14 protein-coding genes are annotated in these 20,109 nt (G+C 71.7%); 5 read left to right on the forward strand and 9 right to left on the reverse strand.

Annotated elements, in window-relative coordinates:
• Positions 1-14 precede the first annotated feature (14 nt).
• The 4 genes from KO717_RS10040 to eccD all read right to left on the reverse strand — a co-directional run bounded on the left by KO717_RS10040 (position 15) and on the right by eccD (position 5,898).
• Positions 15-1,394: a M16 family metallopeptidase gene (locus KO717_RS10040; RefSeq protein ID WP_301366058.1), complete on the reverse strand. Its 1,380-nt coding sequence runs from the start codon at positions 1,392-1,394 to the stop codon at positions 15-17.
• Positions 1,391-3,613 (reverse strand): polyribonucleotide nucleotidyltransferase, encoded by a 2,223-nt coding sequence (locus KO717_RS10045; protein ID WP_030386318.1) that lies wholly within the window; start codon positions 3,611-3,613, stop codon positions 1,391-1,393. Before KO717_RS10045 ends, KO717_RS10040 begins: the two co-directional genes overlap by 4 nt.
• A gap of 305 nt (positions 3,614-3,918) precedes the next feature.
• The gene (gene rpsO, locus KO717_RS10050) at positions 3,919-4,206 is read right to left on the reverse strand and encodes a 30S ribosomal protein S15 (RefSeq protein ID WP_030011220.1); all 288 of its coding nucleotides are present in this window, start codon (positions 4,204-4,206) and stop codon (positions 3,919-3,921) included.
• 183 nt (positions 4,207-4,389) lie between these two features.
• Positions 4,390-5,898 (reverse strand): type VII secretion integral membrane protein EccD, encoded by a 1,509-nt coding sequence (gene eccD, locus KO717_RS10055; protein WP_301366066.1) that lies wholly within the window; start codon positions 5,896-5,898, stop codon positions 4,390-4,392.
• Positions 5,899-6,094: 196 nt separating this feature from the next.
• Here eccD and eccCa point away from each other — a divergent pair, with 196 nt between their 5' ends.
• Together eccCa and KO717_RS10065 are read left to right on the forward strand one after the other, a co-directional pair.
• A complete protein-coding gene (gene eccCa / locus KO717_RS10060) occupies positions 6,095-10,051 on the forward strand; it encodes a type VII secretion protein EccCa (RefSeq protein ID WP_301366068.1) in 3,957 nt (1,318 codons plus the stop codon).
• 130 nt (positions 10,052-10,181) lie between these two features.
• Entirely contained in the window at positions 10,182-10,427 is a 246-nt protein-coding gene (locus KO717_RS10065) for a DUF397 domain-containing protein (protein WP_030708695.1), read from the forward strand.
• 82 nt (positions 10,428-10,509) lie between these two features.
• Here the strand turns inward: KO717_RS10065 and KO717_RS10070 are convergent, their stop codons facing one another.
• The 4 genes from KO717_RS10070 to eccB all read right to left on the reverse strand — a co-directional run bounded on the left by KO717_RS10070 (position 10,510) and on the right by eccB (position 14,257).
• A complete protein-coding gene (locus KO717_RS10070) occupies positions 10,510-10,818 on the reverse strand; it encodes a WXG100 family type VII secretion target (RefSeq protein ID WP_189745735.1) in 309 nt (102 codons plus the stop codon).
• A 45-nt stretch (positions 10,819-10,863) separates the two neighbouring features.
• Positions 10,864-11,193 (reverse strand): hypothetical protein, encoded by a 330-nt coding sequence (locus KO717_RS10075; protein WP_030718712.1) that lies wholly within the window; start codon positions 11,191-11,193, stop codon positions 10,864-10,866.
• A gap of 215 nt (positions 11,194-11,408) precedes the next feature.
• Complete coding sequence (gene mycP, locus KO717_RS10080) at positions 11,409-12,668, reverse strand: type VII secretion-associated serine protease mycosin (RefSeq protein ID WP_301366073.1); 1,260 nt, start codon at positions 12,666-12,668, stop codon at positions 11,409-11,411.
• A gap of 11 nt (positions 12,669-12,679) precedes the next feature.
• Positions 12,680-14,257 (reverse strand): type VII secretion protein EccB, encoded by a 1,578-nt coding sequence (gene eccB / locus KO717_RS10085; RefSeq protein ID WP_301366075.1) that lies wholly within the window; start codon positions 14,255-14,257, stop codon positions 12,680-12,682.
• Between the two features lie 258 nt (positions 14,258-14,515).
• On the opposite strand from eccB, the gene eccE reads away from it, so the two are divergent.
• The 3 genes from eccE (at position 14,516) to KO717_RS10100 (ending at position 18,973) form a co-directional block, all read left to right on the forward strand.
• A complete protein-coding gene (gene eccE / locus KO717_RS10090; protein ID WP_301366076.1) occupies positions 14,516-15,790 on the forward strand; it encodes a type VII secretion protein EccE in 1,275 nt (424 codons plus the stop codon).
• Entirely contained in the window at positions 15,787-16,485 is a 699-nt protein-coding gene (locus KO717_RS10095; RefSeq protein ID WP_301366078.1) for a hypothetical protein, read from the forward strand. The genes eccE and KO717_RS10095 overlap by 4 nt, the downstream gene beginning before the upstream one ends.
• A gap of 106 nt (positions 16,486-16,591) precedes the next feature.
• On the forward strand, positions 16,592-18,973 hold the full coding sequence (locus KO717_RS10100; protein ID WP_301366079.1) for an SCO5717 family growth-regulating ATPase: 2,382 nt from the start codon (positions 16,592-16,594) through the stop codon (positions 18,971-18,973).
• Between the two features lie 63 nt (positions 18,974-19,036).
• On the opposite strand, the gene KO717_RS10105 is transcribed toward KO717_RS10100, so the two are convergent.
• Positions 19,037-19,993, reverse strand: a complete 957-nt coding sequence (locus KO717_RS10105) for a bifunctional riboflavin kinase/FAD synthetase (RefSeq protein WP_301366081.1) — start codon at positions 19,991-19,993, stop codon at positions 19,037-19,039.
• Between the last annotated feature and the right edge of the window lie 116 nt (positions 19,994-20,109).

Raw genomic sequence — 20,109 nt, forward strand, 5'->3', positions numbered from 1 at the left:
ACTCACGTACGGAACTAGGCGACCGCTTCGTCGAGACGGGCGGCCTGCTTCTCCTTCAGCGGGCCGATCACCGCGAGCGAGGGCCGCTGGGCCAGTACATCCTGTGCGACCGAGCGGACGTCGTCGGGGGTCACGGCGGCGATCCGGGCCAGCATGTCGTCGACCGACATCTGGTCGCCCCAGCACAACTCGCTCTTGCCGATGCGGTTCATGATCGCGCCGGTGTCCTCCAGGCCGAGGACGGTGGATCCGGAGAGCTGGCCGATGGCCCGCTTGATCTCGTCGTCGGCCAGTCCTTCGGTCGCGACCTTGTCGAGCTCGTCGCGGCAGATCCGGAGCACGTCGTGCACCTGGTTGGGCCGGCAGCCCGCGTACACGCCGAAGAGGCCGGTGTCGGCGAAGCCCGAGGTGTACGAGTACACGCTGTAGGCCAGGCCGCGCTTCTCGCGGACCTCCTGGAACAGGCGCGAGGACATGCCGCCGCCGAGGGCGGTGTTCAGCACGCCGAGCGCCCAGCGGCGCTCGTCGGTACGGGCGAGGCCGGGCATGCCGAGGACCACGTGGGCCTGCTCGGTCCTGCGGTTCACCAGGTCGACGCGGCCGGCGGTGCGGATGCGCTTGGCGCCGGTGCGCGGGCCGATCGGCTCGGCGTCGGTGCGGGTCAGCGCGCCGGCCTTCTCGAAGGCGGCACGGACCTGGCGTACGACCTTGTTGTGGTCGACGTTGCCGGCGGCGGCCACGACCAGGTGTGTCGGGTCGTAGTGCTTCTTGTAGAAGCGGCGGATCCGGTCGGCGCCGAGGGCGTTGATCGTGTCGACGGTGCCGAGGACCGGACGCCCCAGGGGGGTGTCCCCGTACATGGTCTGCGCGAACAGGTCGTGCACCATGTCGCCCGGGTCGTCCTCGGTCATCGCGATCTCTTCGAGGATGACGCCGCGCTCGGCGTCGACGTCCTCCTCACGGATCAGCGAGCCGGTGAGCATGTCGCAGACCACGTCGATGGCCAGCGGCAGGTCGGTGTCGAGCACCCGGGCGTAGTAGCAGGTGTACTCCTTCGCCGTGAAGGCGTTCATCTCGCCGCCGACCGCATCGATCGCGGAGGAGATGTCGAGGGCGCTGCGCTGGTGGGTGCCCTTGAAGAGGAGGTGCTCCAGGTAGTGCGTGGCGCCGTTGAGCGTGGGCGTCTCGTCACGGGAGCCGACGTGCGCCCAGATGCCGAAGGTGGCGGAGCGGACGGAGGGCAGCGTCTCGGTGACGATGCGCAGTCCGCCGGGCAGGACCGTGCGCCGGACGGTGCCGATGCCGTTGCTGCCCTTGAGGAGGGTTTGGGTACGGGCGACGGCCCGCCCCTCCGAAGAGGGGCGGGCCGTCACACGGGAACTACGCGACATCACTTGTCGGAGTCGTCCTTGTCAGCGTCGTCACCGGCGGCCTCGCCGTCGATCACGGGGATCAGGGAGAGCTTGCCGCGCTGGTCGATCTCGGCGATCTCCACCTGGACCTTGGTGCCGACCGCGAGCACGTCCTCGACGTTCTCCACGCGCTTGCCACCGGCGAGCTTGCGGATCTGCGAGATGTGCAGCAGGCCGTCCTTGCCGGGCATCAGGGAGACGAAGGCACCGAAGGTGGTGGTCTTGACGACCGTACCCAGGTAGCGCTCGCCGACCTCCGGCATGGTCGGGTTGGCGATCGAGTTGATCGTGGCGCGGGCGGCCTCGGCGGCCGGGCCGTCGGAGGCACCGATGTAGATGGTGCCGTCGTCCTCGATCGTGATCTCGGCGCCGGTGTCCTCCTGGATCTGGTTGATCATCTTGCCCTTGGGGCCGATGACCTCACCGATCTTGTCCACGGGGATCTTGACGGTGATGATCCGCGGGGCGAACGGGGACATCGCGTCCGGCGTGTCGATCGCTTCCATCATCACGTCGAGGATGTGGAGGCGGGCGTCGCGGGCCTGCTTGAGGGCCGCGGCCAGGACGGAGGCCGGGATGCCGTCGAGCTTGGTGTCCAGCTGGAGCGCGGTGACGAACTCCTTGGTGCCGGCGACCTTGAAGTCCATGTCGCCGAACGCGTCCTCCGCACCGAGGATGTCGGTGAGGGCGACGTAGTGGGTCTTGCCGTCGATCTCCTGGGAGATCAGGCCCATGGCGATACCGGCGACGGGGGCCTTGAGGGGCACACCGGCGTTCAGCAGCGACATGGTGGAGGCGCAGACCGAGCCCATGGACGTCGAACCGTTGGAGCCGAGGGCCTCGGACACCTGACGGATCGCGTAGGGGAACTCCTCGCGGGTCGGGAGGACCGGCACGATCGCGCGCTCGGCGAGCGCGCCGTGGCCGATCTCGCGGCGCTTCGGCGAACCGACGCGGCCGGTCTCGCCGACGGAGTACGGCGGGAAGTTGTAGTTGTGCATGTAGCGCTTGCGGGTCACCGGGGAGAGGGTGTCCAGCTGCTGCTCCATGCGGAGCATGTTGAGGGTGGTGACGCCCAGGATCTGGGTCTCGCCACGCTCGAACAGCGCCGAGCCGTGCACGCGCGGGATGGCCTCGACCTCGGCGGCGAGGGTACGGATGTCCGTGAGCCCGCGGCCGTCGATGCGGACCTTGTCCTTGATGACGCGCTCGCGGACCAGGGCCTTGGTCAGGCTGCGGTACGCGGCGGAGATCTCCTTCTCGCGACCCTCGAAGGCCGGGAGGAGCTTCTCGGCGGCGATCTCCTTGACGCGGTCCAGCTCGGCCTCGCGGTCCTGCTTGCCCGCGATGGTCAGCGCCTGGGAGAGGTCACCCTTGACGGCGGCCGCGAGGGCCTCGTACACGTCGTCCTGGTAGTCCAGGAAGACCGGGAACTCGCCCTCGGGCTTCGCGGCCTTGGCGGCCAGGTCGGCCTGGGCCTTGCAGAGGACCTTGATGAAGGGCTTCGCGGCGTCGAGGCCGGAGGCCACGATCTCCTCGGTCGGCGCCTCGGCGCCGCCCTTGACGAGGGCGATGGTCTTCTCGGTGGCCTCGGCCTCGACCATCATGATCGCGACGTCGCCGTCCTCCAGGACGCGGCCCGCGACGACCATGTCGAAGACGGCGTCCTCGAGCTCGGTGTGCGTCGGGAAGGCCACCCACTGGCCGCGGATCAGCGCGACGCGGACGCCGCCGATCGGGCCGGAGAAGGGCAGGCCGGCCAGCTGGGTGGACGCGGACGCGGCGTTGATCGCGACGACGTCGTACAGGTGGTCCGGGTTGAGCGCCATGATCGTGGCGACGACCTGGATCTCGTTGCGCAGGCCCTTCTTGAAGGACGGGCGCAGCGGGCGGTCGATCAGGCGGCAGGTGAGGATCGCGTCCTCGGAGGGGCGGCCCTCACGGCGGAAGAAGGAGCCGGGGATCTTGCCGGCCGCGTACTGCCGCTCCTCGACGTCCACCGTCAGGGGGAAGAAGTCGAGCTGGTCCTTGGGCTTCTTCGACGCGGTGGTGGCGGACAGCACCATCGTGTCGTCGTCCAGGTAGGCAACGGCGGAGCCGGCGGCCTGGCGGGCCAGACGGCCCGTCTCGAAGCGGATGGTGCGGGTGCCGAAGGAACCGTTGTCAATGACGGCCTCGGCGTAGTGGGTCTCGTTCTCCACTAGCGTTTTCTCCATTTTCGTCGTCTCCGTCCGCCGCCCGTGTGGCGGTGGACGGTTGCGGAGAAGCGCTCCTGGCGTGCGGGCCGGTCTTCGATCGAAGCATCCGGTTCGTTGCCCCCTGGGGGCATTCCGGGTGCCACTACCGAGGACCGGCGGCGTGGGAGGGCGCTCCTCCTCTTCAGTTGTGCGCGTCTTCCTCAGACGCGCACGTGCGTCCGTTCCAGACTACAAAGGGTCCGGTCCTGTGCGCACGTACAGCAAAGGGAGCGGCCCCCTGATGTGGGAACCGCTCCCTTCACGGCGTCTTACTTGGCGCCGGCCGCACCGCGGCGGATGCCGAGGCGCTCGACCAGCGTACGGAAGCGCTGGATGTCCTTCTTGGCCAGGTACTGCAGCAGGCGGCGACGCTGGCCGACCAGGATCAGCAGACCACGACGGGAGTGGTGGTCGTGCTTGTGCGTCTTGAGGTGCTCGGTCAGGTCCGAGATGCGGCGGGAGAGCATCGCAACCTGGACCTCGGGGGAGCCGGTGTCGCCCTCCTTGGCACCGAACTCGGTGATGATCTGCTTCTTCGTAGCGGCGTCGAGCGGCACGCGTACTCCTCGTTTTAGGTCTTCGTTGCCACCGAGTGCCCCAGGTCTGAGTCTCTGGGGAGCTTCCGTTACTCGGGAGGCGGGGTCCGCTGAGCGCAGTCCACAGACCCTTGGGAGAGGATCCGGGGGACGCGTACACAAACGGCCGTCACACAGCGTACCAGGCTGCCGGGACGCGACGTCTCAGCTGGTGAGAGCGCGGGCCCGGGAGTAGACGTCCAGCACAGCCAGGGTAAGGGGCACCAGGCTGAGCAGAACCGCCGCCTCGGTGAGGTCGAGCAGCCTTCCCCAGAAGGGTGACAGGCCCTTGCGGGGGATGACAAGCGCAATTCCCGCGAGGAGGGCCGCGCCGGCGGCGACGGCGGCGGTCAGCCAGATCGTACGGAGGTCCAGGCCGCTGTGGTCCTGCTCCCGCAGGAGGGCTTCGAGCAGGTCGGTCGGCGGGTGCAGGGCCATGCCCAGGATCAGCAGCGCGATGGCGACGAGGCCCGCGGTCAGGGCGCAGACCACCTGGGAGGTGTAACGGAAGAGGCGGGCGCGCAGCAGCATGGCGAGGCCGGTGGCGAGCGCCAGCAGGCGGCCCCAGGTGTTCTCGGAGAAGCCGAGGACGGCGGCGGCGCCGACGGCGACGGCGGCGCAGCCGCCGACCAGGCCGAGCAGCATCTCGTGGCCGCGGCGGGCCTGGGCGGCGATGGCCTCGGCGTCGAGCGGGGCGGAGCCCGGCTCGTGGTGGTCGGAGCCGGGCTGCTCACCGTGCGGCTCGGTCTCGTAGCGGTCCGGGGTCTCGTAGTCCTCGGTGGCGCTCTGCGGGGCGCTGTAGCCGATGGGCAGGCGGGCGAAGCGGGCCGAGAGGCCGGGGAGGAAGGCGACGAGGCCGATGGCGACGGGGGCGCAGACGGCGGCGGTGTGGGTGGCGGAGGCCTCGGTGGCGATGGCCACGAAGGTGGCGAGGGTTCCGGTGGCGGCGACGAAGGTGGCCGCGACGAAGGGGGCGTCGCCGCTGGGGGTGAGCGCGACCAGGGCGACGGAGGCGATCAGGGCGCAGACGCAGCCGAGCAGGAACTGGAGGCGCCCGGGTCCCTGGCCGACGGCCGGGGCGATGATCCCGGAGCCGGCGATCACCAGGTGCGGGAGGGCGCCGAGGCCGAGCGCGACGGCGGAGAGGCGGTCGCGGTAGACGCGGGCGCGCACTCCGGCGACGGCGGTGAGCAGGATGCCGACGGCGCCCGCGATGATCCCGGGCAGTCCGTGCATGTCGTGGCGCAGCGGATCGGCGTACCAGAGGACGAAGCCCAGCATGACGAGCAGCACGGCGGCGCCGGCCAGGCCCGCGCCGCGGAGCATGTCGTCGCTCCAGCGGTGCCGGTCGCGGACGACGGCGGAGGCGACGGCGTCGGACACGTCGTCGAACACGGCGGGCGGCAGGGACTCGGCGAAGGGGCGCAGGCTCAGCACCTCTCCGTCGAGGACCTGCTGGCCGGCGAGGGTGCGGGCGCCGTCGAGGACGGTGCCGGAGCGGCGTACGAGGTGGAAGCCGGTCGGGGCGCCCACCGGCTGGGTCTGGCCGGTGAGGCGCAGCAGCTCGGGGTAGACGTCGGCGACGGCGATGTCCTCGGGGAGGGCGACGTCGATGCGGCTGTCGGGGGCCACGACGGTGACCCTGCAGAAACCCGTCGTTGCGGCCGTACTCACCTGTGTGACCCCCCTGGTTGACGCTCGCACCGGCGGACGATTCGCGGATGCGCATACTGCGCGCGCCACCCTACCGGGCTTATGACCGACTGTCGGCAAGTAGGATCACCGTCGCGTGGGGGAGACCCCCTTCGCGCCCGGGACTTGGGGGCGCCGGTTGCGACGTCCCGTCCGTTTTCGAGGGATTGATGCTCCGGTGAGCCAGATCGTCGTCAAACGCCCGCCGCGGTCCCTGCCGCCTGAGGTTCCGGCGGAGGAGCTGCGGCTGGAAGCTCCGCCCGAACTTCCGCGCGGGCAGCAGGAGGGCATGCTGATGCAGCTCCTGCCGATGCTCGGCATGGGCTCCTCCGTCGTCTTCTTCTTCATGCCGGGCGCGGCCCCCTTCATGCGCATCATGGGTGTGCTGATGCTGGCGTCGACGGTGGCCATGGTCGTGGCCCAGTTGGCGCGACACCGGCGCGGTACACAGGGGCAAATGGCCGATGTGCGCCGGGACTACCTCAAATATCTCGCGCAGACGCGCCGTCAGGTACGCCGGACCGCGCGGGCGCAGCGTGACGCGCAGCTGTATCTGCACCCGGCTCCCGAGCAGTTGTGGTCGGTGGTGGCGGAGGGCTCCCGGCTGTGGGAGCGGCGGGTCGGCGACCAGGACTTCGGGCAGGCCCGGCTCGGGCTGGGCGCGCAGCGCCTGGCGACCCCGCTGGTGGCGCCGGAGACCGCTCCGGTGGACGAGCTGGAGCCGCTGACCGCGGGCGCGATGCAGCGGTTCCTGAAGGTGCACTCCTCGCTGGACGGGCTGCCGATGGCGCTGTCGATCCGCGCCTTCTACCACGTGACGGTGTCCGGGGAGCCGGAGTCCGCGCGCAGTACGGCGCGGGCGATGGTGGCGCAGCTGGCGACGCTGCACTCCCCCGAGGACCTGATGGTGGCCGTGATGGCGGCGCCGGGTGCGGTGCCCGCGTGGGACTGGACGAAGTGGCTGCCGCACACGCAGGTCCCGGGCCAGGTCGACGGGGCCGGCACGAAGCGGCTGTTCGGCGACGACCTCGTCGAGCTGGAGGGGCTGCTGGCCTCCCGGCTGGAGGGCAGGCCGCGGTTCAGCCGCGAGGTGTCCCCGGTGCTGGACCAGCCGCACCTGGTGGTCGTGCTGGACGGTGGCATGGTGCCGCCGGACTCGGTGTTCGCCACGGCCGAGGGCCTGCAGGGCGTCACCATCGTCGAGGTGGTCGCGGGCGAGCTGGATGAGCCGCGCGGCGGGCTGTCGGTCGTGGTGCGGCCGGGCCGGCTGCGTCTGGAGTCGGGCGCGGGGGTCGCGTACGAGGGCGTGCCGGACACGCTGTCGCTGCCCGCGGCGGAGGCGCTGGCCCGGCAGCTGGCGCCGATGCGCACGGGCGGCGGGGACGACGACGAGCCGCTGCTGGCCAATCTGGACTTCACCGACCTGCTGAACCTGGGCGACGCGGCCGCGGTCGACGTCGCGCGGACCTGGCGGCCGAGGTCGGCCGGTGAGCGGCTGCGCGTGCCGATCGGTGTCGGTGAGGACGGCGCCCCGGTCATGCTGGACCTGAAGGAGGCCGCGCAGGAGGGCATGGGTCCGCATGGTCTGTGTGTGGGCGCGACCGGTTCCGGCAAGTCGGAGCTGCTGCGCACGCTGGTGCTGGGTCTGGCGGTCACGCACACCTCGGAGACCCTGAACTTCGTACTCGCCGACTTCAAGGGCGGTGCGACCTTCACGGGTATGGGGCAGATGCCGCACGTCGCAGCGGTGATCACCAACCTGGCCGACGACCTCACGCTCGTGGACCGCATGGGCGACTCGATCCGCGGTGAGCTGCAGCGCCGTCAGGAGCTGCTGCGTTCGGCGGGCAACTACGCGAACATCCACGACTACGAGAAGGCCCGCGCGGCAGGTGCCCCGCTGGAGCCGCTGGCCTCCCTGGTGCTGGTCATCGACGAGTTCAGCGAGCTGCTGACGGCGAAGCCGGACTTCATCGACATGTTCATCCAGATCGGCCGCATCGGCCGTTCGCTGGGTGTGCACCTGCTGCTGGCCTCGCAGCGCCTGGAAGAGGGCAAGCTGCGCGGTCTGGACACGTACCTGTCGTACCGGATCGGTCTGCGGACCTTCTCGGCGGCCGAGTCGCGGACCGCGATCGGCGTGCCGGACGCCTATCACCTGCCGTCGGTGCCCGGTTCGGGCTATCTGAAGTTCGGTACGGACGAGATGACCCGTTTCAAGGCGGCGTACGTCTCGGGCACCTACCGTTCGGGCGGGCCGGACCTGTCGGTCGGGCAGTTCCCGGTGGAGCGGCGGCCCGCGCTGTTCACGGCGGCCCCGGTGCCGGTGGTGTACGCGGCCCCGGACCCGGCGTACCTGGCGGCCCAGTCGGTGCGCGAGGACGACGCGCTGGCGGACACGGTGCTGGACGTGATCGTGAGCCGGCTGGAAGGTCAGGGGGTGCCGGCGCACCAGGTGTGGCTGCCGCCGCTCGACCAGGCGCCGCCGCTGGACCAGCTGCTGCCGGCGCTGGCGCCGAGCCCGGAGCGCGGGCTGCACGCGGACGGGTACACGCGGCCCGGCGGGCTCGTGGTGCCGCTCGGCCTCATCGACAAGCCCTTCGAGCAGCGGCGCGAGGTGCTGTACCGGGACTTCTCCGGTGCGGCGGGCCACATGATGGTCGTCGGCGGTCCGCAGTCGGGCAAGTCGACGCTGATGCGGACGCTGATCTCCTCCTTCGCGCTCACCCACACCCCGCGCGAAGTGCAGTTCTACGCGCTGGACTTCGGTGGTGGCAGCCTGTCGGCGGTGGCCGAGCTGCCGCACGTGGGCGGGATCGCCTCGCGTCTGGACCCGGAACGGGTACGGCGTACGGTCGCGGAGGTGGGGGGCATCCTCAACCGCCGCGAGGAGTTCTTCCGCGCGAACAACATCGACTCGATCGGCACCTACCGGCGGCGCCGGGCGGCGGGCGACCTGCCTGGTGAGCCGTGGGGCGACGTGTTCCTGATCGTCGACGGCTGGGGCAACTTCAAGGGCGAGTACGACGGCCTGGAGCAGATCGTCACGGACATCGCCTCCCGTGGTCTGGGCTACGGCATCCACGTGGTGATCACGGCGGCGCGCTACATGGAGGTCCGGGCCGCGCTCAAGGACCAGATGCTCAGCCGGCTGGAGCTGCGGCTCGGCGACACCATGGACTCCGAGTTCGACCGGAAGGTCGCGGCGAACGTCCCGCCCGGGATGCCGGGCCGCGGTCAGGTGGCGGAGAAGCTGCACTTCCTGGGCGCGCTGCCGCGGATCGACGGCTCGCACGACGCGGGGGACCTGTCGGAGGCCACAGCCGCCTTCGTGGAAGCGGTGAAGCAGAACTGGTCGGGGCAGGCGGCTCCGGGCGTGCGGCTGCTGCCGCGGCTGCTCCACTCCGACCAGCTGCCCAAGGGCGGGGAGCACCCCGACCGCGGGATCGCGATCGGTATCGACGAGACGAACCTGGAGCCGGTCTTCGTCGACTTCGAGACCGACCCCTTCCTCCTCGTCTTCGGCGAGAGCGAGTCGGGCAAGACGAACCTGCTGCGGCTCATCGCCAAGCAGATCTCCGAGCGCTACACGCCGGACCAGGCGCGCCTGGTCGTCGGCGACTACCGGCGGAGCCTGCTCGGGGCACTGCCGGAGGAGCACCTGCTGGAGTACGCGCCGATGGCGAGCTCCCTGCAGATGCACATGGAGGCGCTGGGCGGGGTGTTCTCGCGCCGGCAGCCGCCGACCGACGTCACCCCGCAGCAGCTGCGTGACCGCAGCTGGTGGACGGGTCCGGACGTGTACATCGTGATCGACGACTTCGACCTGGTGGCCACCAGCCAGGGCAATCCGCTGGCGCCGCTGGTGGAGTTCCTGCCGTTCGCGCGGGACACGGGCGTCCGCTTCATCATCGCCCGCAACTCGGCGGGTGCCTCGCGTTCGATGTACGAGCCGTTCATGCAGCGGATCAAGGAGCTGGGCGCGCAGGGCATCGTGCTGTCCGGCGACCCGTCCGAGGGCGACCTCGTCGGCACCGTGCGGCCGCGTCCGATGCCGCCGGGTCGGGCGTACTTCGCCTCGCGCCGGCGGGGGACGTCGCTGGTGCAGCTCGGGCGGATGCCGGGCCACATCTGATCGCCTTCCCGGTGGCCGGACACCCGTCAGGGGCCGGCGACCGGGAAGGATCGGGTGGAAACCTCTCCCGGTCGGTGGCGCAGCACCGATAATCGGCGGTGAACACGCGCCACCGAGGGAGAGGCCGCCCATGGGCACCCAGCAGGAGAAGGACGAGCTGTACGCGCTCGACATCAGCGGCGTGGAGTGGGAGGGGCCGCCCGGGACCAGCCCGGACGAGGAGCGGGTCGAGATCGCCCGGCTTCCCGAGGGGGCGGTGGCCATGCGGTCCTCGCTGGACCGGGACACGGTGCTGCGCTACACGGCCGCCGAGTGGGAGGCCTTCGTACTGGGGGCCAGGGACGGGGAGTTCGACCTCGACCGGCACCGTCCCTGAGGGAACCGCAGGACCATGCCGAAGGGGCGCGCCCGGTGCGGGCGCGCCCCTTCGGCGTGTGCGGACCTGTCGGCGACCGGGCTCAGAAGGCCTCGGTGAACAGCTGCGAGGCCTTCTTGTCGGTGGCGCGGTAGTCGTCCTTGCCGCGCTCGACGAGCTGGGCGACCTTCTCCAGCATGTCCTTGATGTGGTCGGCCTTGGTGCGGTACTTGCCCTGGAGATCGACGTACTGGGCGTGCGCGTCGCCGTCCCAGGTGTCCGTGACGACCTTTACCGCCCGCTCCATCGCTTCCAGGTCGTCGATGATGTTCTTCGAGACCTGGCGGATGCGGTTGGCCATCAGCTGGACGCTGTCATACCGGACCTTTGTGTGGCCGTCGTCGGCAGCCATGTGCTTCTCCTTCTCGCTGAGCGCGTTACCTGAAAACGACGTGGGTCAGATGCTGTTGAGGCCCGAGATGGACTGGATCCCCTGCCGGAACGCCGCCTGCACCTCGTCGTCCTGGGCGTTGGTCAGGTTCTTGGTCTCGGACACCGCGTGGTGCAGGACGCGGAGCAGACGACGGATCTCGTCGTGGTCCTGGTTCAGCATCACCTGGGCCCGCTTGAACCCCTCGGCACCGACACCGGTCCAGCCGGCGCTCACGGTTTCGAGGATGTCGGCCAGCTCGCGGGCCTGCTTGGAGACGGCGGTTCCCGTCTGTTCGATCTTGGTCTTCGCCTTGATGACCGGATCGTCTGCAAGTCCGAAGGTGTTCGTGCTCATCGAAGCTCCTCATTTCTCAATTCGCCGGCAGAACCGGCGGATTGCGCAGCGGAGCGGACACAGACCCGGCGCGGCTTCGAGCCACGCGCCCTCGGGCGTCCCCCTCCGCTCCACGCGATCCCCCGATCACACTCGTGAAGCCTGGTGCCACTCTAGCCAGATCATCTGACAGCCCCAACACCGGTGGGGCGCTTCCGTAGATGAACTGTGACCGTTCACTGCAAACGGCGCTTGCGGCGACGGGCGTCGCGGACGACCGTCGCCGTTCCGGCGATGACGGCGATCAGGATCGCCCCGATGCCGAGAGCGTACGTGCCGTACCGCTCCTGGCGCTCCTGGGCCGTCTCCGTGAGTCGCAGCGGCGCCGCCTCCGGGGCGGCCGCCGGGGGCGGGCCGGGGTCGGGGACCGGGGCCTTGGGGGCCTGCTGGTCGTGGGAGAGCGCGCGCACCGGGTCGATGACGCCCCAACCCACGTAGTCGTCACGGCCGTTGACCGCGCGTTCGGCGGTGTTCTGGATCTGCCAGACGATCTGCTGCGCGGACCAGTCCGCATGCTTGGCGCGCAGCAGGGCGGCGACGCCGGCGACGTACGGCGCGGAGAAGCTGGTGCCGTTGTCGATGCACTGGCCGAAGCCGGGGACGGTGGAGACCATGTCGACGCCGGGCGCCGCCACCCCGATGAAGTCGCCGGGCTGGGAGAACCCGGCCCGCTCGTTGTTGCGGTCCGAGGCCCCCACGGCGAGCACGCCGGGGAAGGCCGCCGGGTAGGTCTTGCGCTTCTGGCCGCTCATGCCGTCGTTGCCCGCCGAGGCCACCACCACGACGTTGGCGGCTATGGCCTTCTGGACCGACTTGCCGAGATCGGAGTCGGCGGACAGCTGCGCGTCGGTGTCCTGGGAGATGTTGATCACTTGGGCGCCCTTGGCCACCGCGTGGTCGATGGCCTGGCTCAGGTTCGCGGCGTTGCCCTTGCCCTGACCGTCGTTCTGCCGGATCGGGATGATCGTGGAGTCCGGGGCCAGGCCGACGAAGCCGGTGCCCTGCTGGGGGCGGGCCGCGATCAGCCCGGCGACCTTGGTGCCGTGGCCGACGGTGTCGACCGTGCCGTCGCCGCCCTTGGGGTCGACGAAGTCCTTGCCGGCTCCCGTGTCGATGGCCGCGCTGAGCTGCGGGTTCGCCCGGTCCACGCCGGTGTCGATGACCGCGACGCGGACGCTGTTGCCGCTCTTGTCCTTGCCCTTGGTCTGCGCCCAGAGCTCGTCGAGCAGCAGCCGCTGGAGGGCCCAGGGCCGGTCCTCGATCTGCTTCTTCATCGGGAAGGTGCACTCCCCCGCGCCGTCGAGGCTCAGGACGTACGGGGGCTGCGGCGCGGCGGCCGCGGCCGCGACGGCGGCCGTGCCCGTGGTGCCCGAGGCAAGGGTGAGGGCGAACGCGGCGGCCAGGAGGGTCCGCCGGGGCGCGTGGGTCCGGGTCATCGTCGGCTTCCTCACGAACCCTGGGGCTGACGGGCGGAGTTGGTGTCCAGGCGCGGCCCCTTGGAGAGGAACTCCGACCAGGCGATGGGCACCATGGCCGGGTTGACGCCGCCGTAGCCGAGCCGGACCTGTGCCTGGCTGGCCTCGGGGCGGCCGTCCGTGGCGGCCTTCGACTGGTCGGGGGCGCCGATCTTCGACTGCTCGGCGTCGCTGTCGCCGTTGGCCTGGACGGCGTACCGCAGGCCGGTGTCGGTGACCAGGAAGAGGGAGCCGCCGGCCGTGGTCTGCTTGCCCTGGACCTGGGTGTACAGCAGACCCGAGCCGGGGGTGACGTACGCGCTGGTGCCGCTGGCGGTGATGTCGATCGGGAAGCCGGTGCCGGCCCACGTGCTCAGGGTCTGGTTGCCCTGGGCGTCGACCGAACGCAGGACGCTGCAGACCGTGTCGCGGTTGTTGTCCCCGCCGGACTGGGCGCCGGCGGGCGGCGTCGTCTGGTTGATCCGTTCGGTCTTCTTCTGCGGCCACTTGACGTCGGCGGCGAAGGGGGCGGCGTCCGGGTTGATCGACTGGAGGTCGACCTCCCGGGGCTTGCCGTGCATGTTGAGGCCGTCGGTCGCGGGAGCCGAGATCAGCAGCCAGGCGACGAAGTCGGAGACCGGTGCGACCTTGCCGGGCAGCACCACGTAGTGCTGTGCGCCGGCGCCGGTCTGGGCCTTGAGGACCATCCCGACCTTGTTGTCGGCGGTGCCCAGACCCTTCACCCCGGCGTCGGCACCGGCCTTGCCGGGCAGCGGCGGGAAGGACAGGTCGTCGCCCGCGTTGAGGGTCCCCAGCCATTCCGGGCTGACCTGCTGCGGGGTGGCGCCGGTGCCGACGAGCGCGTTGGTCATCGTCCCGGCCGCCGGGGTGCCCTCCGGGAACTTGTACTTCGTCCCGGCCGCGTCGACCAGGTAGCGCTCCTGGCCCGCGGCCGTGCTCTGCACGTACAGCGACTGGGTGTCGGTGAGCCTGCGGGCGTCGTCCGTCTTGACCGCCTCGCGGTCGGCGAGCACGAAGGTGGCGGTCTGCACGCCCCGGCCGTTGCCGCCCGGCTGCTGGCAGACGGCCCAGCGCTTGGCCTTGCCCGCGTCCTCCTTGGAGGGGAGCCGGTCGGGGGCGTACGGAATGCCGATGATGGGGCCGCGCGGCGGGTTGCCCGCGTCCAGGACCTTGTCCTGGACCTGGATCACCTTGAACTTCGCCGGATCCAGAAGGAGTCGGGCCGAGGCGAGGTTCAGCACCGGATGCAGCCGGGTTTGGTCCTTGCCTCCCACCTTCGTCGTCAGGACCACGTACCGGGTCGTCGAGTCCTTGCCGACGATGACACTGGTCCCCGGCTCCGCCCAGCCCTTGGGGGCCGTCGGCTTGAACATGCCCCAGGCGCCGAATCCGGCGAGCACGAGCGCGCCGACGATCAGCCCGGGAAGGACCGCGCGCAGCGGGCGCGGCGCGCCTTCCTCGGTACCCGTGGCGGATGGCTGGAGGAACGCGGCCACCGTGCGCCGCTTCGCAAAGGTGTACGCGTTGAGCTCATCACGTCGTGATGCCATGACCGCCTGTATCTCCCCGCACGGCCCGGCCGGTGAGTACGGTCCCCGGGCCTCGATTGTCGGACCGGGCACCTACTATGCCTCTTGACGGACGGTATGACGGGGCCGGGTAGGGTGAGGCTGCCGCCCAGCCCCTTCCGCACCGGGTCGATCAGGGCTTGTTGGGGTGGATTGGGGAGATTCCGGGATCGTGCGGCAGGTGTCGCGCAGCACCGGGACTCATGGGGTCTGGCCCCGGAGAGGGGAAGTGCGCGAGTGATGGCCACCGCGACGGAGCAGCAGACCGGCGCGCCCGCACCGGCACGCGCCGGGGTGACGCCGCATCCGAAGTCGAGCCCCGGCCGCTTCGGTCCGTTCCGACTGCAACAGCTCGTGCTCCTCCAAGTCGCTGCAGCCGCCTTGCTGGTGGCCTGGGTGGTCGAACCGCTGCTGCTGGTTCCCACCGGTGTCCTGGCGCTCGTCCTGGTGGTGCTCGCGGTCGTACGCCGCCACCAGCGCTCCCTGCCGGAGTGGATCGGCGGCGCGCTCGCGCTGCGTTCCCGCCGGCGCCGGGCCGCCTCCTTCACCGTGCCCGTGGGCACGGAGCCGGGGCTCGCCCCGCTGGTCGAGGCCGATCCGGCGCTGCGCACCCTCACCTTCAGCGACCGTGACCGGCGTCCGGTCGGGATGATCGGTGACGGGACCTTCCTGACCGCGGTCGTCCAGGTGGACACGGACGCCACCGCGCTGCGGCCCGACCGGGCGGCGCGGCCGCTGCCGCTCGCCGTCGTACGGGACATCCTCGAAGTGGACGGCATCCGGCTGGAGTCCGCGCAGCTCGTGCAGCACACCCAGCCGGCGCCGGCCCCGCACCTGCCCGCGCAGTCGATGGCGACCCGCAACTACGCACCGCTTCAGGCCCGGACGGGCACCCCGGCGGTCCGGCTGACGTGGATCGCCCTCAAGCTCGACCCGGAGCTGTGCCCGGAGGCCGTCACCGCGCGCGGCGGCGGACTGGCCGGTGCGCAGCGCTGCCTGGTGCGTGCGGCGGACCAGCTCGCGAGCCGGTTGGCCGGGGCCGGGTTCACGGCCACGGTGCTGACCGAGCAGGAGCTGACGGCGGCGCTGGCCACCTCCTCGTGCGCGAACCCGATGGCCATCACCCAGGCCGGGCGGTCGAACAGCACCGGGCGGCGGACCGAGGAGACCTCGCGCACCTGGCGCTGCGACGACCGGCGGCACACGACGTACTGGATAGGCCGCTGGCCGCAGCTGGGCGGCGCCGGTGCGGCGGCGCTGCCGCAGTTCGTGGCACTCCTCACCTCGCTGCCCGCGCTCGCGACGAACTTCAGCCTGACGATGGCCCCGGCGGAGCGACAGGGCGTCACGTTGAGCGGACACGTACGGGTGACGGGGCGCAGCGACGAGGAACTGATCGCGGCACGCCGGGAGTTGGAGAGGACGGCGCGGGGCGTGAAGACCGGGCTGGTGCGGCTCGACCGTGAACAGGTGCCGGGGCTGCTGGCTTCGCTGCCGCTGGGAGGGACGCGATGAGAGGCGGATTCGGGCTGATCGGCCCGCGCCGGGAGCGGCACGTGGTGCCCGCGGCGGACCTGGACCTGCTGGCACTGCCCGTCGGGGACGACGGGGTCGTCATCGGTGTGGACGCCGAGGGCCGGTCTGCGGTGCTCGGCATCAACCGGCCGACGCCGTACGAGGTGACGCTGATCGGCGGCCTGTGGACGGCGCAGGTGCTGGCGCTGCGCGCGGCGGCCACGGGCGCGCGCGTGGCGGTGGAGACCGGGCGCGGGCAGGTGTGGTCGGGGCTGGCCCAGGCGGCGGGCGGCGGGCAGCAGTGCGTGACCCTGCACGAGGTGGGCCGGATACCGCCGCAGGGCGCCTCGGCGGGCAGCCCGGTGCTGGTGATCCGCGACTGCGGGATGCGGCCGCCGCGCGGGCGTGTGGTGGCCGGGCCGTGGCAGTCGGTGCTGACCCTGCTGCCGTACCTGAGCCCGACGGCGCCGCGCCTGCTCCAGCAGTCGTCGCTGGTGGGGGTGCAGCGGGTGTCCCCGGACGAGGCGGAGCAGATAGGCCGCCTGATGCGGCTCCCGAGGCAGGCGGTGGACTCCCTGCCGACGCTGGGCGACGGGGTGACCCTGTGGTGCACTCCGCGGGACCGGCAGTTCGTGATGACCCAGGGGACGGACGCGGAGACGGGCCTGCTGGGCGGGGCCCGGCGCATCGACTGACCCGGCTCCCCGAGGGGGGCGGACAGTGGTGTCGGGGCGCGATTAGGGTGGGTCCGGGCGCGGCGAGGTGGGCGCCGGACCGGTGTTCGACAGACCAGGAGGACCAGTGAGCGGCGATCGGAACGAGAGGCGCGGCGGGACGTGGGACGTCCCGACGGACGATCAGTCCGACGCGGAGCCCGAGATGACGGGCGAGTTCACCATCGACTACACCCCGCCCGCCTGGTACATGCAGGGCGGGGCCCCGGCCGCGCAGGTACCGGGACTCCCCGAGGGCAGCGGCTTCGAGCCCCACCGCCCGCCGGAGCCGGAATCACCCTCGACGATGCGGATCGCTCCGCCGGCTCCGCGGACGCCGTCCGACGGCGCCGGCCTGCCGGTTCCGTTCCCGCCCGCTCCCGCGGCCCCGGCCGACCCGACCCCGGTGTACCAGGCCCCGGCACTGCCGTACTCGACCCCGGCACCGGCACCGGCACCGGCACCGGCACCGGCACCGGCCGAGGTTCCCGCATCGTCCCCGGTGCCCGCCCCGGCACCGGTCGAGCCCGCGGCGCCGGCTCCCGTCGAGCCGGCCCTGCCGTACGCGACCCCGGCTCCGGTTCCTGCCCCGATCGAGACCCCTGCTCCGGCTCCGGCTCCGGTCGAGACCCCTGCTCCGGTCCCGGTTCCGGTCGAGACTCCGGCTCCGGCTCCGGCTCCGGTCGAGGAGGCCCCGTCGGCGGACGAAGCGCCGGCCCCGGTCGCCGACGTGCCCGTACCCGCGCCCGCGGCCGAGGCGGTCGTTCCGGAGCCGGCTCCCGTCGTGACGCCGTTCCCGGCCCTGCCGCCCGTCGACGTGGTCACGCCGTACCCGGCCCTGCCGTCGGTCCCCGTCGCGGAACCGGTCGCCGAACCGGTGGCGGAGGTTCCGCCCGCGCCCTGGGCCGGACCGCAGGACACTCCCGCCGAGGGGACGCCCGTACTGCCGTCCGCCGAGCAGCCCGCAGCGGCGCCGGCGCCTGCGCCTGCGCCGGTCGGCCCCGCGGACGCGCCGCCGGCCGTCGTGGAGAACCCGTTCGGGGGACCCGTCGACGAACTGCCTTCGCCGCCGCCCGCGTTCGGGACCCCGGACGCCTACCCGTTCCCGCCGCCGGCTCCCGCGCCGCCGCAGCCCCAGCAGCCCCAGCAGCCCCAGCAGCCCCAGCACTACGATCCGCGCACGGCCGGACAGTGGTCGGCCGGGCCCGGGCAGCAGCAGCCCCCGCAGCACCAGCCGCAGCACCAGCCGCACGACCCGCGCTACTCGGCCGGCCAGACCGGCGGCGGGGCGCCGCTGGGCTACACCGCCGCCGTCGAGCTGTCGTCCGACCGCCTGCTGCGCAACAAGCAGAAGCCCAAGAACAACAGCGGCGTCGGCGGCCGGTTCCGCTTCGGCGGCAAGGCGGCCGAAGCGGAGCGCCAGCGCAAGCTGGAGCTGATCCGCACCCCGGTCATGTCCTGCTACCGCATCGCCGTCATCAGCCTCAAGGGCGGCGTGGGCAAGACCACGACCACCACCGCCCTCGGCGCCACCCTCGCCACCGAGCGCCAGGACAAGATCCTGGCCATCGACGCGAACCCCGACGCCGGTACCCTCGGCCGCCGGGTCCGCCGCGAGACCGGTGCCACCATCCGGGACCTGGTCCAGGCGATCCCGTACCTGAACTCGTACATGGACATCCGCCGGTTCACCTCGCAGGCGCCCTCCGGTCTGGAGATCATCGCCAACGACGTGGACCCTGCCGTCTCCACGACCTTCAACGACGAGGACTACCGCCGCGTCATCGAGACGCTGGGCCGCCAGTACCCGATCATCCTCACCGACTCGGGCACCGGCCTCCTCTACTCCGCCATGCGCGGCGTCCTGGACCTGGCCGATCAGCTGATCATCATCTCGACCCCGTCCGTGGACGGTGCCAGCAGCGCCAGCACCACCCTCGACTGGCTCTCCGCGCACGGGTACGCCGACCTCGTCTCGCGCTCCCTCACCGTCATCTCGGGGGTCCGCGAGACCAGCAAGATGATCAAGATCGAGGACATCGTGCAGCACTTCGAGACCCGTTGCCGCGGTGTCGTCGTGGTGCCGTTCGACGAGCACCTCGCGGCCGGCGCCGAGGTCGATCTCGACATGATGCGGCCCAAGACGCGCGAGGCGTACTTCAACCTCTCCGCACTCGTGGCCGAGGACTTCCTGCGGGCCCAGCAGCAGGCCCCGCAGGGGCACTGGGGCGCGCCGCAGCAGCCCCAGGCTCCTCAGCAGCCCTACGGGCAGCAGCCCGCCCAGCAGCCGCAGCCGCAGCCGCAGCCGTACGGTCAGCCCCAGGGCCAGCCCCCGTACCAGCAGCCGCCGCAGCCCCAGCCCTACGGACAGCCGTACCCGCAGCCCGGACAGCCCTGGCAGCAGCCCCAGGCCCCGCAGCAGCAGCCGCCCCAGTCCCAGCAGCCCCCGCGCGACCCGCGCCTCGGCTGACCGGCCGCACAGCGAAGGGCCCGTACCACCCCCGGGGTGGTACGGGCCCTTCCGTTTCGTTCGTCAGCGCTTCATGTCGTACGTGTCGGTCAGCACCCGCGCCCGCTTCACATCGTCCGCGATCGCTTCCAGCAGCCCGTCCAGCGACTCGAACTTCGCCATCCCCCGCACGTAGGCGAGGAAGTCGACGGCGACGTGCATCCCGTACAGGTCCAGCCCCACGCGGTCGATCGCGTACGCCTCCACGGTCCGCTCGGTCGCGTCGAACTGCACGTTCGTCCCCACCGAGATCGCCGCGGGCATTCGCTCGCCGTCCGCCGTCAGCCAGCCCGCGTAGACCCCGTCCGCCGGGATCGCGGTGTGCGGCTGCGTCTCGACGTTCGCCGTCGGGTAGCCGAGCTCGCGCCCGCGCTGCGCACCGCGCACCACCACGCCCTCGACGCGGTGCGGACGCCCCAGGATCTCGGCCGCGCCGTCCATGTCGCCCTCCGAGACGAGCCTGCGTGCCAGCGTCGAGGAGAACGGCACCCCGCCGCCCGCCTCGCCCCGCTCGACCAGGTCCACGACGTCCACCCGGTAGTCGTACGTGGATCCCAGCTCGCGCAGGAAGTCGACGTTCCCTGCGGCCCGGTGGCCGAAGCGGAAGTTCGGGCCCTCGATGACGGCGCGCGCGTGCAGCTTGTCGACGAGGACCTTCACGATGAAGTCGGCCGGGGACAGCTGGGAGAACTCCGCCGTGAACGGCAGGATCAGCAGCGCGTCCACGCCCAGCCCGGCCATCAGCTCGGCGCGCCGGTCGTACGGGGCCAGGATCGGGGGGTGGCTGCCGGGGCGGACCACCTCGCTCGGGTGCGGGTCGAAGGTGACCACCACGGAGGGGACTCCGAGCTCACGCGCCGTGGCCACGGCCCGCCCGATGATCAGCTGATGTCCCCGGTGCACGCCGTCGTAGGAGCCGATGGTGACGACGCTGCGTCCCCAGTCCTGGGGGATGTCCTCCAAGCCACGCCAGCGCTGCACTGTGACCGCTCCTCGCCCGAACCCGTTTAGTCCTTGAACTGATTGCCGATTGCAGGTCTAAGACTGCCATGCCGGTGGCCGGTGCCCCGCATCGGCATCTGACTGGGTCCGCGGCC

It is taken from the genome of Streptomyces xanthophaeus (assembly GCF_030440515.1).
Classification (GTDB): Bacteria; Actinomycetota; Actinomycetes; order Streptomycetales; family Streptomycetaceae; genus Streptomyces; species Streptomyces kutzneri.

Coding starts and splice junctions, on each gene's coding strand:
- KO717_RS10065 (WP_030708695.1), top strand. CDS start 10,182: ATGGGCACCCAGCAGGAGAAGGACGAGCTGTACGCGCTCGACATCAGC.
- KO717_RS10070 (WP_189745735.1), bottom strand. CDS start 10,818: ATGGCTGCCGACGACGGCCACACAAAGGTCCGGTATGACAGCGTCCAG.
- KO717_RS10075 (WP_030718712.1), bottom strand. CDS start 11,193: ATGAGCACGAACACCTTCGGACTTGCAGACGATCCGGTCATCAAGGCG.
- mycP (WP_301366073.1), bottom strand. CDS start 12,668: ATGACCCGGACCCACGCGCCCCGGCGGACCCTCCTGGCCGCCGCGTTC.
- eccB (WP_301366075.1), bottom strand. CDS start 14,257: ATGGCATCACGACGTGATGAGCTCAACGCGTACACCTTTGCGAAGCGG.
- eccE (WP_301366076.1), top strand. CDS start 14,516: ATGGCCACCGCGACGGAGCAGCAGACCGGCGCGCCCGCACCGGCACGC.
- KO717_RS10095 (WP_301366078.1), top strand. CDS start 15,787: ATGAGAGGCGGATTCGGGCTGATCGGCCCGCGCCGGGAGCGGCACGTG.